This is a genomic window from Streptomyces sp. NPDC046931 (genome assembly GCF_040644655.1).
Classification (GTDB): Bacteria; Actinomycetota; Actinomycetes; order Streptomycetales; family Streptomycetaceae; genus Streptomyces.
Window position 1 is genome coordinate 113178 of the sequence record NZ_JBEYWX010000022.1, and the last position, 14834, is coordinate 128011.

Sequence of the window (14834 nt, forward strand, 5' to 3'; positions counted from 1 at the left end):
GCCGCGCGGGGGCACTTTTTCGTGAGGTCCCTTGACAGTGGCAGCCGGTCGCGGGCAATCTTCCATTGAGTAGAAAATAGATTCCGTAATACGGAAACTCGAAGCAGACTCGGAATCATCCGCAGAAGGGAGCGCCGCCCCCGATGGGATTCGCAGACCAGCGCTTCAACGTCAACCTGTCGATCCTCTTCACGGAACTCCCACTCCTGGAGCGCCCCGCGGCCGCCGCCGCAGCGGGTTTCGCGGCGGTCGAGCTGTGGTGGCCCTGGACCGATTCCCCCACGCCCGGGCAGTCCGAGCTCGACGCGCTGGGGAAGGCCATCGAGGACGCGGGCGTGCAGCTGACGGGACTGAACTTCTACGCGGGACGGCTGCCCGGCCCCGACCGCGGCGCCCTGTCGATCCCGGGCGAGGAGTCGGACAGGTTCCGCGCCAACATCGACGTGGCCGCCGGCTTCGCCGCCTCCCTGGGCTGCAAGGCCCTCAACGCCCTGTACGGCAACCGGGTCGAGGGCGTCGACCCCGCCGAGCAGGACGCGCTCGCCCTGGAGAACCTGGTCCTCGCGGCCCGCGCCGCCGACCGCATCGGCGCGGTCCTCCTGATCGAGGCCCTCAACCGGCCCGAGTCCCCGCTGTACCCGCTGGTGAGCGCCGCCGCCGCGGCCGGGATCGTCGAGAAGGTGAACCAGGCGGCCGGCCTCGGCAACGCCCGTTTCCTGATGGACCTGTACCACCTGTCGATGAACGGCGAGGACCTGCCCTCGGTGATCGAGCGGTACGCGGCCGGGACCGGCCACGTCCAGATCGCCGACAATCCGGGCCGCGGCGCCCCGGGTACGGGGTCGCTCCCCCTGGAGGACCTCCTCGACCAGTTGAACAAGGCCGGTTACGAGGGCTGGGTCGGTCTGGAGTACAAGCCGGGCGAGAGGCCGAGTTCCGAGTCCTTCGCCTGGCTCCCCCGCGCGGCGCGCTGAACTCCCCGACATCGCACAGCAGTGAGAGAGGCACCCCGATGAGCGACACGCTGGCACACTCCTCGCGCCCGGCGCGCCCGGCGATCGCCTGGATCGGCCTCGGCATCATGGGCTCCCCCATGTCCGAGAATCTGATCAAGGCGGGATACGACGTCACCGGATACACCCTGGAGCGGGAGAAGCTCGACCGCCTGGCGGCCGCCGGCGGCACCGCGGCCGGGTCGATCGCCGAGGCCGTGCGGGACGCCGACGTGATCATCATCATGGTGCCCGCGTCCCCGCAGGTGGAGGCGGTCGCGTACGGTCCAGGCGGCATCCTGGAGAACGCCAGGCCCGGCGCCCTGCTGATCGACATGTCGTCGATCACCCCGCAGACATCGATCGACCTGGCCAAGAACGCCCGGCGCAAGGGCATCCGGGCCCTGGACGCGCCGGTGTCGGGCGGTGAGGCCGGTGCCGTCGAGGCCGTGCTGTCCATCATGGTCGGCGGCGAGCAGGCCGACTTCGAGGCGGCGAAACCGCTCTTCGAGGCGCTGGGCAGAACCATCGTGCTGTGCGGCCCGCACGGTTCGGGTCAGACCGTGAAGGCCGCGAACCAGCTGATCGTCGCCGTGAACATCCAGGCGTGCGCCGAGGCCGTGGTCTTCCTGGAGCGGTCCGGGGTGGATCCGAAGGCGGCCCTGGAGGTGCTGGGCGGCGGCCTGGCGGGCTCGACCGTTCTGGCCCGCAAGCGGGACAACTTCCTGAACCGCGACTTCGCGCCCGGCTTCCGCATCGATCTGCACCACAAGGACATGGGCATCGTCTCGGACGCCGCCCGCGCCGTGGGTGCGGCCCTGCCCGTGGGTGCCGTCGTCGCCCAACTGGTCGCGTCGCTGTGCGCGCAGGGTGACGGCGGCCTGGATCACTCGGCGCTGCTGCGGGGCGTGGAACGCCTCTCGGGCACCCGGAGCTGAGCACCCGAGCACCAGATCTCCGGGTGGTGCCGGCGCCGACACCTGTCCTGTCGCGCCCAGGCGCCCGCACCACCCGGAACCCTCGTTCCCTACCGGAACCCACGGCCGCGCCCGTTACCTGACGTCCGGTCAGGCGGGCGCACGCGGTCCGCCGCCGAACGCCCCTGACGCAAGGGGCCCTTCGGGACGGCGGGCCCAGGCGAGGACCGCGGCGGACTCCCCTGTTCGAGCGAAGCCGAGAACTCGGGGAAGTGCGAGCCAGTGCGGTGGTGAAGGTCCCGGGCGCCCCGTCCAGACATGAGGGAGAGGCGACCCGGAACCGTCGCATCCGTCGCGGTCCCGCCACGACATGAACTCCGGACGGCTACCGCATGTGCACGGAGAGCGCCGGACGCGGACCGTTCCGCGTCCGGCGCTCCGCATTCGTCCGGGGTGCGGATCGGGTCCGCCGGCAGGAGCCTTGAGGCATGGAACAGTCAATTCAGCATCCGCACATCGTGGTGCACGCTCCGGCCCTGGACGGATCGCGGCGGGTCACCGAGGGCGATGTGACCCTCGGGCTCGCCACCCACCTCGATGACGTCGTCGAGATCCTGCGCCTGGCCGACCTGGACCGGATCGAGGTCGAGGAGAGCGACCTCATCGAGTGGCAGGGCGGCGGGCCCGAGGACTGGCCGGGGCTGTCGGAGCACGACGTCTGAGGGACCGACTACGCAGGTGTGCGTAGACGGCCTACGCAACCCTCAAGTCAACCTCTGAACACCGGCCGCAGGGCTTCAACTCCCGTGCCGCTCGGGCACATTATCGACACACGGGGCCCGCCGGCACGGGGGCGGCGGGCCCCGCCGGAGGGGTCGGGACGGCGCGTCGGCGGCGTCCCTGGCGCGCCGCGGACGACGGGGGTTCCGCGGGGCGCCGGACCCCTCCGGGGCCGACAGCGCGAGGGGCGACCCGTGATCACACCGGGCCGCCCCTCGCCGCCGTACATCAGCCCTTCAGCGTCCTGATCGAGATCGGCGCACGCCCCGGCCCGGTCGCTGCCCCCTCCCCCTGTGGCCGGCCCAGCGGTGACCGGCCCCTCGCTTGACCACCGCGGCGCGACGCTTGCGGAGATCGCCGAGGCCGCCGACGTGGGACGGACGAGCCTGCACCGCTACTTCCCGGACCGTGAATCGCTGATCAACGCGGTCATCCAGGACTCCGCCGGCGTGATGAGTCAGGCGATCCAGGAGGCCCGGCTGGACGACGACGATCCGGTGCAGACCTTGCGCCGCCTCGTCGCGACGATGTTCGACGTCGGCGACCATCTCCTCTTCCTGTTCAGCGATCCGGGCGTGCGCACCACCTTCGAGAACCTCAGCGATCCGGAAGCCAGGACCGACGCCGTGGCCCGGCTGATCCAACGGGGCCGCGCGGAGGGCGTCTTCGACTCCAACGTGAGCAGCGCCTGGATCGAGAGCGTCTTCTGGGCCCTCGTCTACGCCGGCTGCGACGCCGTACACAAAGGGCGACTCCCGCGGCACCAGGCCCTGAACTCGGTCCTGCGCAGCCTGGAGAACGGCATTCGCATCAAAGGCGCCGGCGAGGAACCCGACTTCTGACCTCGCGTCGGACGGGCTCACAGGCTGCTCAACGCTCGCTGGACCGTGCGCACCCGTCACGAGTCCGCTTCGAGCTCGTCGCTCTCCTCGAACTCGACCACGGCGCTGATGTCGTTGGTGGCCGACATGGGGATGTTGGTGACGCGCTCCAGGATCGCCTCGACGACGACCGGCACCCGGTGCTCGGCGGCGAGCTTCCTCGCCTGATCGAAGGCGGCGCCCAGCTCGGCCGGGTCGGTCACCCGGATCGCCTTGCAGCCGAGACCCTCCGCGACCTTGACGTGGTCGACTCCGTAGACGCCCAGCTCGGGCGAGTTGATGTTCTCGAACTCCAGGTTGACCTGGAAGTCGATGTCGAACGCCCGCTGCGCCTGGCGGATCAGGCCCAGGTAGGCGTTGTTCACCAGGACGTGGACGTACGGGATCCGGTGCTGGGCGCCGACGGCCAACTCCTCGATCATGAACTGGAAGTCATAGTCGCCGGAGAGGGCGACGACGGACGCCTCCGGGTCGGCCGTGGCGACGCCCAGCGCGGCCGGGATGGTCCAGCCGAGGGGACCGGCCTGACCGCAGTTGATCCAGTGCCGGGGCCGGTAGACGTGCAGCATCTGGGCGCCGGCGATCTGGGAGAGGCCGATGGTGGAGACATACCGGGTCTCGGGCCCGAAAACCCGGTTCATCTCCTCGTAGACGCGCTGCGGTTTGATCGGGATGTCGTCGAAGTGTGTACGGCGCCGGAGACGGGCCTTTCTCTCCTGGGCGGCGGCGGCCCAGTCGCCCCGGCCGGGCAGCCGTCCGGCCGCCTTCAGCTCCTTCACCACCTCCACGAACAGTTCGAGCGCCGCCTTGGCGTCGGAGGCGATGCCGTAGTCGGGTGCGAAGATCCTGCCGATCTGGGTGGGCTCGATGTCGACATGGACGAAGGTCCGGCCGGCGGTGTAGACGTCGAGCCTGCCGGTGTGCCGGTTGGCCCAGCGGTTGCCGATGCCGAGGACGAAGTCGGACTCCAGGAAGGTCGCGTTGCCGTAGCGGTGCGAGGTCTGCAGGCCCACCATGCCGGCGTTCAGTTCATGGTCGTCGGGGATGACACCCCAGCCCATCAGGGTCGGCACGACCGGAGTACCCGTCAGCTCGGCGAATTCCACGAGGAGTTCGGTGGCATCGGCGGTGATGACGCCGCCGCCGGCGACGATCAGCGGGCGTTCGGAGGCGTTGAGAAGCGTCATCGCCTTCTCGATCTGGGCCCGGGTGGCGGAGGGCTTGTAGACGGGGAGCGGTTCGTAGGTCTCCGGGTCGAACTCGATCCCGGTGAGCTGGACGTCGACGGGCAGGTCGATGAGGACCGGCCCGGGCCGGCCGGAGCGCATGAGATGGAAGGCCTGCTGGAAGACGCCCGGAACCTGGGCGGCCTCCAGGACGGTGACGGCCATCTTGGTGACCGGCCTCGCGATGGAGGCGATGTCGACGGCCTGGAAGTCCTCCTTGTGGAGCACCGCGGTCGGAGCCTGTCCGGTGACGCAGAGGATCGGAATCGAGTCACCGGTCGCCGAGTAGAGCCCGGTGATCATGTCGGTGCCGGCCGGACCCGAGGTGCCGATGCACACGCCGATGGCGCCGGGACGCGTGCGGGTATAGCCCTCCGCCATATGGGAGGCGCCTTCGACATGGCGGGCGAGGGTGTGGTGGATCCCGCCGGCGGCCTTCAGCGCCGCGTAGAAGGGGTTGATCGCCGCACCCGGGACCCCGAACACGTGGCTGACGCCCTCGCGCTTGAGGATCTCGACTGCCGCGCGGGCAGCGGTCATTCGAGCCATGGAGTACTCCTGCTTCGGCTGTCGGACTCGCGCTCCCGTCGCGCCCAGCGGTGAGCACTTCTTCCGGCTATTTCCGTATAGCGGAAAGTAACTTCTACTATCTGGAAGCAATGTAGGTGGGGTGATGCGGGCCGTCAAGAGAGGGCGGCGCGGGGCCACGCGGTGCGCGAAGCCGGGGACAAGCACGGGCCGACGGGAGCAGGATGGGACCGCGATCCCGATGCGAGGGGTAAGGGGTGGAGAGGGTCATGTCCGAGAGCGTCCTCGTGCGCTGCCCGGTCTGCAGGCGCGAGCATCTCTACACGGCGCCGCGTTATCCCTGCGTGTGCGGCGCACCCGTCGCCGCGCCGCTGGACCGTCTCGGCGAACCCTGCGTCGTCACCCACCGCACCTGGGCCGACGACTGGATCACGGTCCGCTGCGGTACGTGCGAACGCGAGGACGAGTGGCCGCACCCGGAACTGGGCTGTGCATGCGGGACGATCCTGCGCGTCCCGGTGGACGGGGTGCGGCGACAGCCGAGCCCGGCGCCGCCGGAGGACCCGGGCGAGGGCCCGGGCGGCGGCCGGAAGCCGTCCCGGGCCGCGTTCCAGCCCCTCGCCATCCGCTCCGCGCGCGACGCCGTCACCGTCACCGCGCTCTATCTGCGCTGGCTCGGCTATCGCGACATACGACGCGCCGACCAGCGGCAGCCGAACGGTATAGGGCTCGCCGCGCGCGGGATCCTCGCGCAGGTGGACCCCACGGTGCAGCCCGCCTCGCTGCGGGACGTGGAGTGCCTGTGGCTCACCGCCATGTCGGAGTCCGCCGGCTGTGTCTACTTCTCCCTCGCGGGCTACGCCGACGACGCGCGTGCCGTCGCCGACCGCCTAGGCGTCCCGCTGTTCGTCCTCGACCTCACCGGGGAGCCCCAGCCGGTGAACAGCCTCGCCGACGAACTGGCCACCGGCCGGACCTGACTCCCTGCCCCGCCCCGGCCGGTGCGCGCAGCCCCACCGGCCGGCGGGCCTATGCCCCGTCCGCGTAGGTCTCCCGCAGCTCCACCTTGCGCACCTTCCCCGAGACGGTCATCGGGAAGGACTCGAGGATCCGCAGCCTGCTGGGGATCTTGTAGTGCGCGAGCCGTTCCGTGCAGAACGCCCGCACTTCCTCCAGCGTCGGCGGATCGGCCGGATCGCGCGGGATCACACAGGCGAGGACCTCCTCCCCGTACCGCTCGTGGGGGATCCCGACCACCTGGACATCGGCGATCTTCGGGTGCGCGTACAGGAACTCCTCGATCTCACGCGGGTAGACGTTCTCGCCTCCGCGGATGATCATGTCCTTGATGCGGCCGACGATCTCGACGTAGCCGTCCTCCCGCATCGTCGCCAGGTCGCCGGTGTGCATCCAGCGGCCGGGGTCGACGGCCTCGGCGGTCTTCGCGGGCTCGTTCCAGTAGCCGAGCATCACGCTGTAGCCGCGGGTGCACAGCTCACCGGCCGCACCACGCGGCAGGGTGACGCCGGTCGCCGGGTCGACGACCTTGACCTCGATGTGCGGCAGGACCCGGCCGACGGTTCCGGTGCGATGCTCGAGGTCGTCGTCCATCCGGGTCTGGAGCGACACCGGAGAGGTCTCGGTCATGCCGTAGCAGATGGAAACCTCCTCCATGTGCATCTCGGCGACCACCCGTTTCATCACCTCCACGGGGCACGGCGAGCCCGCCATGATGCCGGTCCGCAGAGACGACAGGTCGAACGCCGCGAAGTCGGGGAGGTTCAGCTCGGCGATGAACATCGTGGGTACGCCGTACAGGGACGTGCAGTGTTCCCGCTGCACCGCCTCCAGGGTCGCCCTGGGGTCGAAGGACGGCGCCGGGATCACGATGCAGGCGCCGTGCGAGGTGGCTCCCAGGTTGCCCATGACCATGCCGAAGCAGTGGTAGAAGGGCACGGGCAGACACACCCGGTCCTGCTCGCTGTAGCCGATCGTGCGGCCCACCCAGTAGCCGTTGTTGAGGATGTTGTGGTGGGAGAGCGTGGCGCCCTTGGGGAAACCGGTGGTCCCCGAGGTGTACTGGATGTTGACCGGGTCGTCGCAGCTCAACTCGGCGGCAGCGGCGGCCAGCCGCGCGTACGGCACCGAGGCCCCGCCCGCGGTGAGCGCCTGCCAGCTCGGGTCGCCGATGTAGACCGTCTCGCGCAGCTCGGGGCAACGGCCCCGGACCTGGTCGACAAGGGCCCGGTAGTCGCTCGTCCGGTGGGAGAGGGAGGCGACCAGGAGCGAGATCCCGGACTGCCGGAGCACGTACTCCAGCTCGTGGGCGCGGTAGGCCGGGTTGATGTTCACCATGATCACGCCGATGCGGGCGGTGGCGTACTGGATCAGCACCCACTCGGGGCAGTTGACCGCCCAGATCCCGACCCGGTCGCCCCTGCGCACGCCCTTGGCGAGCAGCCCGAGTGCCACCTCGTCGACGGCGGCGCCGAACTCGGCGTAGGTCCAGCGGCGTCCGGAGGGCACGTCCACGAGCGCGTCACGCTCGGGGTACGCGGCGATCGCCCGGTCGAGGTTGGCACCGATGGTGTCGCCGAGCAGGGGCGTGGTGCTGGTCCCGTGCGTGTACGACAGGGCGGTCATCGGAAGTCCTCCTCGCGGTACTCGCTTGCGGACCCGGCTGCCGTGGCCTCGCGCAGCTCGATGCGGCGGATCTTGCCGGAGACGGTCTTGGGCAGGTCGCCGAACTCCAGGCGGCGGATGCGCTTGTAGGGGGCGAGGACGTTCCGGGAGTGCTCGAAGAGGACCTTGGCGGTGTCCGGACCCGGTTCCCAGCCCGCGGCGAGCACGATGTACGCCTTGGGGACGGCCAGGCGCAGCTCGTCGGGCGCGGGCACCACGGCCGCCTCGGCCACCGCCTCGTGTTCGAGAAGCGCGCTCTCCAGCTCGAAGGGCGAGATCTTGTAGTCGGAGGCCTTGAAGACATCGTCGGATCGACCGACATAGGTGATATATCCGTCTTCGTCCCGTGAACCGATGTCTCCCGTACGGTAGTAGCCGCCCGCCATGACCTGCGCGGTACGGTCCGCGTCGCCGTGGTAGCCGGTCATCAGGCCGACGGGCCGGGCCGACAGGTCCAGGGCGATCTCGCCCTCGGTCGCCCCTGGCGCCCCGGTCACCGGGTCGAGCAGTTCGATCCGGAAGCCCGGGCTCGGGCGGCCCATCGAGCCCGTCTTCAGCGGCTGGCCGGGACTGTTGGAGACCTGAACGGCCGTCTCGGTCTGTCCGAAGCCGTCCCGGACGGTCACGCCCCAGGCTCGCCGCACCTGCTCGATGACCTCCGGGTTGAGCGGCTCACCGGCGGCGACCGCCTCGCGCGGCGGCGAGTGCAGTTGGGTGAGGTCGGCCTGGATGAGCATGCGCCACACGGTCGGCGGGGCGCAGAAGGTGGTCACCCCGGCCCGGTCCATCTCGGCCATCAGCCGGGCCGCGTCGAAGCGCGAGTAGTTGTGGAGGAAGACGGTCGCCTCCGCGCTCCACGGGGCGAACAGGTTCGACCAGGCGTGCTTGGCCCAGCCCGGCGAGGAGATGTTGAGGTGGACGTCACCGGGCTTGAGGCCGATCCAGTACATGGTCGCCAGATGGCCGATGGGGTACGAGACATGGGTGTGCTCCACCAGCTTGGGGCGTGCGGTGGTGCCCGAGGTGAAGTACAGCATCAGCGGGTCGTCGGCCAGGGTGGGGCCGTCGGGGGCGAAGAGGGTGGGGGCGGCGTACAGGTCTTCGAACGGCTGCCAGCCGGCGCCCGCGCCGCCGACCGCGATACGGGTGTAGTCCCCGGGCACCTCGTCGAACTTGCCGGTGTCCTCGGCGCGCACGATCACATGCCGGACCCGGCCGCGGTCGACCCGGTCGCGCAGGTCGGCGGGGCCGAGCAACGGGGTGGCCGGGACGACCACGGCGCGCAGCTTCATCGCGGCCAGCGCCGTCACCCACAGCTCGGCCTGGTTGCCGAGCATGACGAGGACGCGGTCCTCGGCGCGGACGCCGCGCTCGCGCAGCCAGTTCGCGGCCTGGTCGGAGTGGACGGACAGCTCACGGAAGGACAGCCGGGTCTCGCGGCCGTCCTCCTCGACGATGTGCAGCGCGGTACGGCCGTTGCCGTCCGCGATCACGTCGAACCAGTCGAGCGCCCAGTTGAAGTGCGCCGGACGCGGCCAGTGGAAGCCCGCGTACGCCGTGGCGTAGTCCTCCCGGTGCGCGAGCAGGAAGTCCCGCGCGGTCCGGAACGCGTCCGTCGGGTCGGTGTTCGCCGTCACGTGTCCTCCTCATTGCCGGACAGCCACCTAACATCGTGTAATTCGTGATGCAGGTCTCACCACCCCCGAACGGGGGTACGCCGCGATGAAGGGGCGGGCACGTGGCAGCTGACGCAGCCGAGGCGGTGGAGGTGCGGGGCGCGCTGGTGCGGCTGCGGCGCGCCACGGGACTGCCGGTCGCCTTCGGCGGACTGGTGGAGTCCGGGCGGCCACAGATCCGCATCAGCGAACTCAGCGGCAACACGACGACGGCGCTCAGCTCGCTCGCCGTCGTCTCCGGAAACGGGCTGGGCGGCAAGGTGGTCGCACTGGCCCGGCCGTGCGCGGTGACGGACTACTCGGCCTCACGGCAGATCAGCCATGAGTACGACGGCGCGGTGGCGGCGGAGGGCCTCAGGTCCGTGCTCGCGGTGCCGCTCGTCGTACGCCGCAGGGTGCGCGGTGTCCTCTACGGCGCTCTGCGCACGGCCCACCCGATGGGCGACCGCACGCTGAACGCGGCCGTGGCCGCCGCGCGCGATGCGGAGCAGGCGCTGGTCGCGCGGGACGAGGCGCGGGCGGCGCTGACGGCCGTGCGGGAACCGGCGGGGCCGTCCGGCGCGGCCTGGGAGCGGGTCCGCGAGGCGCACGGCACCCTGCGGTCGCTGGTCCAGAGGGTCGCGGACCCGGCGTTGCGGGCGGAGCTGCTCGAGGTGTGCGGGCGTCTCGCGGGCGCGGCCTCCCCCGTCCCGCCGGCGGCGACCGTGGGACTGTCACCGCGCGAGGTGGACGTCCTGTCGTGCGTGGCGGTCGGCTCCACCAACGCGGCGGCGGCGGAGCGGCTGGGGCTGCGGCCGGAGACCGTGAAGGGGTATCTGCGGTCGGCCATGCGGAAGTTGGGCGCGCACACCCGATGGGAGGCGGTGGTTGCCGCGCGGCGTGCCGGCGTGCTGCCCTAGGAGCTATGACGTCTGACAGCCTTCTGTCACCCTCTGCGTGGGTTCCCGGCGGATTGCCACCCACCCGCCCACTTTGCGAACCCACCGATTGTCGGTTTCCATTCATTCGGCACTCCGATGAATTCCACTGTGCCGTCATCTTGTTATTTGCCTCACCTCGCCGCGTGTCCGAAATTCAAAGGCTCGTTGCCTAATATTGCCCAGGACACGACACACGGAGGGGAGCGGTGACCGTGCGACGGGACTTCAAGGAGCCTGCCAGACCCCGCCCCGACCTGGTCATCGGCCGGGAGGAGCTGCTCGCGGGAGCGCGCGAGCAGCTGGCCGGCGGGGGAAGTGTGCTGGTCCACGGCCCGGCCGGAATAGGAAAGTCCACCTTCCTGCGCTCGCTGGCGGCGGATTACGGCGAAGCGGTGCGCACCGTGTTGCGCTGCTCGGCGACCGAGTCCGAATCCCATCTGCCCTTCCTGGCTCTCGCGGATCTGCTCGGCCTCGTCGTGGACGAGGTCGCCGACCGGCTGCCCGCCCCGCAGCGCACCGCCCTGGAGTCCGCGCTCACCGGCCGCGGCGAGTCCAGCCTGCAACGGGACGGTCTCGCGCTGCGGCTCGCGGTGCTGTCCACCCTGCGCGCGCTCGCCGCCCGCGGCCCCGTGCTGATCGTCGCCGACGATCTCCAGTGGCTGGACCCCGCCAGTACCGAACTCCTCGGCTTCGCCGCACGGCGTCTGGGCGGTACGCCCGTGCAGATGCTGTGCGCGGTGCGCACGCACACCGAGCCGCAGGGCCAGGAGCACGACCGCTATCTGAGCGCCGCCCCACCGGACACCCTCGCGGTCCGGGTCGGCCCGCTCGCCCGCACCCAGGTCGCCGCGCTCCTCGACCACCGCGGCTACACCGGCCTGCCCCGCTCCACCGTCCGGGACATCCACCGCACCAGCGGCGGGAACCCGCTGTTCGCGCTGGAGCTCGGCCGCGCCCTGTTCGAGAGCGCGACGCCCCCCAGTCCCGGTGAGCCGCTGCCGGTGCCGACCTCGCTGCGCGCGCTGGTGCTCAACAGGCTGGAGGCACTGTCGCCGGAGGCCCGCCGCACCCTGCTCGTGGCGAGCGCCGGGGCGCGGCCCACGCCGGCGCTGCTGCGCGCCGCGGGACGGCGGAACGCGGAGGCGGAGACCGCGCAGGCCGCGGCGCTCGGGCTGCTGGTGACGGAGCGGGACGCACCGGGCGTACGGTTCGCGCATCCGCTGATATCGGCCGCGCTGTATGCGCAGGCGAGCGCCCAGGAGCGGCGGGACGCGCACGCGGCGCTGTCGACGGCGGCCTCCGATCCGATCGAGCGGGCCCGGCATCTCGCGCTCGCCAGCACCGGTACCGACCCGGAGGTGGCCGGACGGCTCGGTGAGGCCGCGGCCGCCGCCCGGGACCGGGGCGCGCCGTCGGTGGCGGCGGAACTCGGACTGCTCGCGGCCCGGCACACCCCGGCGGGCGCGGCGCCGGGCGCGGACGAACGGCGGCTCCAGGCGGCCGAGGACGCGCTCACGGCGGGTGAGACGGACTTCGCGCGGGACATCGCTCACGAGGTGCTGGCGCAGGCGGCCGAACCGGCGGACCGGGTGCGGGCGTGGATGGTCGTGATCGACGCCGCCGGACACGCGATGGCGGAGGTCGACGCGGTCTTCCCGCAGGCGCTCTCGGACGCGGGCGACGATCCACGGCTGCTCGCCCTCGTGCACTACCAGCTCGCCTGGCGGGCGCTGCTCGTGGAGGGCGACTTCGACCGGGCCCGGGCGGAGGGGGCGCTCGCCGCGGATCTCGCGGCGCGGGCCGGTGACCGGCGCAACGAGCTGCTGGCGCTGGCCTTCCAGGCGCAGGCCGAGATCCTGATGGGGCATCCGGACGCGCCCGCGACCATCAAGCGGGCGCTGAAGGAGCCGCAGGACCCGCGGGTGGCGTGCGACCACAACGGCGCGGCTTCCGCACGGTTCCGCTGGCTGATCATGAGCGACCAGCTGGCCGAGGCGCGCAAGACGATCAGCGGGCTGCTGCGCGAGGTGCGGCGGCGCGGGATGGTCGAGGCCGAGGTGCACTTCCTGCGCGGGCTCGCCGAGACCGAACTGCGCTCCGGGCACTGCGGCCGGGCCCTCGACCTGGCGCGCGAGAGCCTGCGGCTCGCCCGTGACACCGGCATCGGAGAAGCGGCGAGCGCCATGCTCACCTCGCTCGCGGAGGCCGCGGGCGGTGAGGTGGAGCGGGCGCTGACGCTGGCCCGGGAGGCCGTGGGACGCGCCGAGGAGGACGGCGACGTGCTGTATCTGTCCCGGGCTCTTGCCGCCCTGGGGCACGCCCAGCTGGTGGCCGGGGACGCGGCGGGGACGGTGGGATCGCTGCGCCGGGTCCGGGAGTTGGAGGAGGGACTCGGGGTCACCGACCCGGCCCGGGGCCGCTGGCACGGCGACCTCGCGGAAGCGCTGGTACGCATCGGGGAGCCGGCCGAGGCACAGGACGTCATCGACGCCACCCGTGCCCGTGCGCTGCGGCTCGGACGGGAGAGCGTGCTGGCGGTGCTGGACCGGGCCGAGGCGCTGGTGCGGGCCGCACGCGGGGAAGTCGGTGCTGCGGAACGCCAGTTGACGTCGGCTCAGGACCGGCTGGCCAGACTGGGCTACGGGCTGGAAGAGGCGCGCGCCGCATATGCCCTGGCCGGCCTGCGCGCCCAGAAGCCCGGCCCCACGCCGTACGACGAGGCGGCCCGGCTCTTCCGCCGCTGCCGCGCGATGCCGTGGCTGCGCCAGGTGGAGACGGCCGTGGTCACGGGAGCCGCCCAGCCGCCCCTGGCCGCGGCGGCCCTGGACACCCTGGCCGCGACGGAACGGCAGGTGGCCGCGCTGGTCATGGAGGGCGCGACCAACCGTGAGATCGCGGCCCGTCTGTTCATCAGCGTGAAGACCGTGGAGGCCACTCTCACCAGGGTGTACCGCAAGCTGGGCATCCGGTCCCGGGTGGACATCGTGCGGCTGGCGGCGGGGCACCGCACGGCCTGACCGGATTCGGCCTATGTGCCGTGCCACCGGTTTACGCGCGCAGACCGAGGGTTTTCCCTGCCCAACTCCCCTAGGGGGTTCCCTCATTGGGGGGAGACCCGCCCGGCTTCTAGCGTAAAGGCGTGCCGCTCGCCGGGCACACCGGGGTCGGTCCCCGCTCCGCTCGACGTCCACTCGAACGGGAAGGGCCGGCACCGATGTGCATCACCCACCCGCGCGATCCCCACCGGCAACCCCTGAGGAGACTCATGTTCGGGCTCAGCCGCGCAAGACGGTCCGTCGCCGCCGCCCTGGCGACCGCCGCCGCGGGCACGACCGCGCTGCTCGGCGCCACCGCCGCGGTCGCCGCGCCCCAGCCGATCGTCGGCGGCACGACGACCACGACGACCGCGTACCCGTTCATGATGCAGATCACGGACGCCTCCGGTGACCAGTTCTGCGGCGGCACCCTGGTCGCGGCCAGGAAGGTCGTCACGGCCGCGCACTGCATGGTCGGCGAGACCACCCGCGGCATCCGCGTGGTCGGTGGCCGCACCTACCTCAACGGCACTGACGGCACGGTCAGCAAGGTCAGCAAGATATGGGTCGACCCTGACTACACGGACGCCACCAACGGCGACGACGTGGCCGTGCTGACCCTGTCGACCTCGATGCCGTACACGACGGCCCCGTACCTCTCTTCCTCCCAGACGAGCGTGTACGCGGCCGGCGGCACCGCACGGATCGTCGGGTGGGGCGCCACCTCCGGGAGCGGCAGCTCCTCCAACCAGCTGCGCACCGTCACCGTCCCGATCGTGTCGGATGCCGGCTGCAAGAGCTCCTACGGCTCGGACTTCGTCAAGTCCGACATGGTTTGCGCCGGATACACCTCCGGCGGCGTGGACACCTGCCAGGGCGACAGCGGCGGTCCCCTGCTCATCGGGGGCGTCCTGGCAGGGATCACTTCCTGGGGCAACGGCTGCGCCGAGGCGGGTTACCCGGGTGTCTACACCCGGCTGACCACCTTCTCGGCCCTGGTGACCGCTCAGGTCAACTCCCAGCCTGCCCCGAAGTCTTCCTGAGTACCCCTCAGGTAGATGACCGGGGGCGTTGCGAGCCTCCACGAGCGGCCCGCAGCGCCCCCTTTCCAACCCTCCGGCGTGGGGGGGGGCCCCCCCGCCCCCCCCCGGCCCGGGGGGGGGCCGGCGCGCCGGGCGGGGGGGGGGGGCGGGGCCC

The 14834-nt window shown here is 71.6% G+C and carries 11 protein-coding genes; 8 read left to right on the forward strand and 3 right to left on the reverse strand.

Annotation, left to right across the window (positions count from 1 at the left end; translation table 11 throughout):
• Positions 1-143 precede the first annotated feature (143 nt).
• The 4 genes from ABZ876_RS30190 to ABZ876_RS30205 all read left to right on the forward strand — a co-directional run bounded on the left by ABZ876_RS30190 (position 144) and on the right by ABZ876_RS30205 (position 3531).
• Entirely contained in the window at positions 144-974 is an 831-nt protein-coding gene (locus ABZ876_RS30190) for a TIM barrel protein (RefSeq protein WP_361787869.1), read from the forward strand.
• Positions 975-1012: 38 nt separating this feature from the next.
• Positions 1013-1930, forward strand: coding sequence for a 2-hydroxy-3-oxopropionate reductase (locus ABZ876_RS30195; protein ID WP_361787871.1), 918 nt, complete (start codon positions 1013-1015; stop codon positions 1928-1930).
• Positions 1931-2397: 467 nt separating this feature from the next.
• A complete protein-coding gene (locus ABZ876_RS30200; protein ID WP_361787873.1) occupies positions 2398-2631 on the forward strand; it encodes a hypothetical protein in 234 nt (77 codons plus the stop codon).
• A gap of 351 nt (positions 2632-2982) precedes the next feature.
• Complete coding sequence (locus ABZ876_RS30205; protein WP_361787875.1) at positions 2983-3531, forward strand: TetR/AcrR family transcriptional regulator; 549 nt, start codon at positions 2983-2985, stop codon at positions 3529-3531.
• 56 nt (positions 3532-3587) lie between these two features.
• Here ABZ876_RS30205 and gcl read toward each other — a convergent pair whose 3' ends face one another.
• Positions 3588-5345 carry a glyoxylate carboligase gene (gene gcl, locus ABZ876_RS30210; protein WP_361787877.1) on the reverse strand — a complete coding sequence of 586 codons (1758 nt, stop codon included), beginning with the start codon at positions 5343-5345 and terminating at the stop codon, positions 3588-3590.
• A 248-nt stretch (positions 5346-5593) separates the two neighbouring features.
• Here gcl and ABZ876_RS30215 point away from each other — a divergent pair, with 248 nt between their 5' ends.
• Complete coding sequence (locus ABZ876_RS30215; protein WP_361787879.1) at positions 5594-6304, forward strand: hypothetical protein; 711 nt, start codon at positions 5594-5596, stop codon at positions 6302-6304.
• Between the two features lie 49 nt (positions 6305-6353).
• Here the strand turns inward: ABZ876_RS30215 and ABZ876_RS30220 are convergent, their stop codons facing one another.
• Both ABZ876_RS30220 and ABZ876_RS30225 read right to left on the reverse strand, forming a co-directional pair.
• Entirely contained in the window at positions 6354-7967 is a 1614-nt protein-coding gene (locus ABZ876_RS30220; protein WP_361787881.1) for an AMP-binding protein, read from the reverse strand.
• Positions 7964-9643, reverse strand: coding sequence for an AMP-binding protein (locus ABZ876_RS30225; RefSeq protein ID WP_361787883.1), 1680 nt, complete (start codon positions 9641-9643; stop codon positions 7964-7966). Before ABZ876_RS30225 ends, ABZ876_RS30220 begins: the two co-directional genes overlap by 4 nt.
• Positions 9644-9744: 101 nt before the next feature.
• Here ABZ876_RS30225 and ABZ876_RS30230 point away from each other — a divergent pair, with 101 nt between their 5' ends.
• From ABZ876_RS30230 to ABZ876_RS30240, 3 genes are all read left to right on the forward strand, one after another.
• Positions 9745-10581, forward strand: coding sequence for a LuxR C-terminal-related transcriptional regulator (locus tag ABZ876_RS30230; protein ID WP_361787885.1), 837 nt, complete (start codon positions 9745-9747; stop codon positions 10579-10581).
• A 227-nt stretch (positions 10582-10808) separates the two neighbouring features.
• On the forward strand, positions 10809-13619 hold the full coding sequence (locus tag ABZ876_RS30235) for an AAA family ATPase (protein WP_361787887.1): 2811 nt from the start codon (positions 10809-10811) through the stop codon (positions 13617-13619).
• Positions 13620-13867: 248 nt separating this feature from the next.
• Complete coding sequence (locus ABZ876_RS30240; RefSeq protein WP_361787889.1) at positions 13868-14680, forward strand: serine protease; 813 nt, start codon at positions 13868-13870, stop codon at positions 14678-14680.
• Positions 14681-14834: the final 154 nt, after the last annotated feature.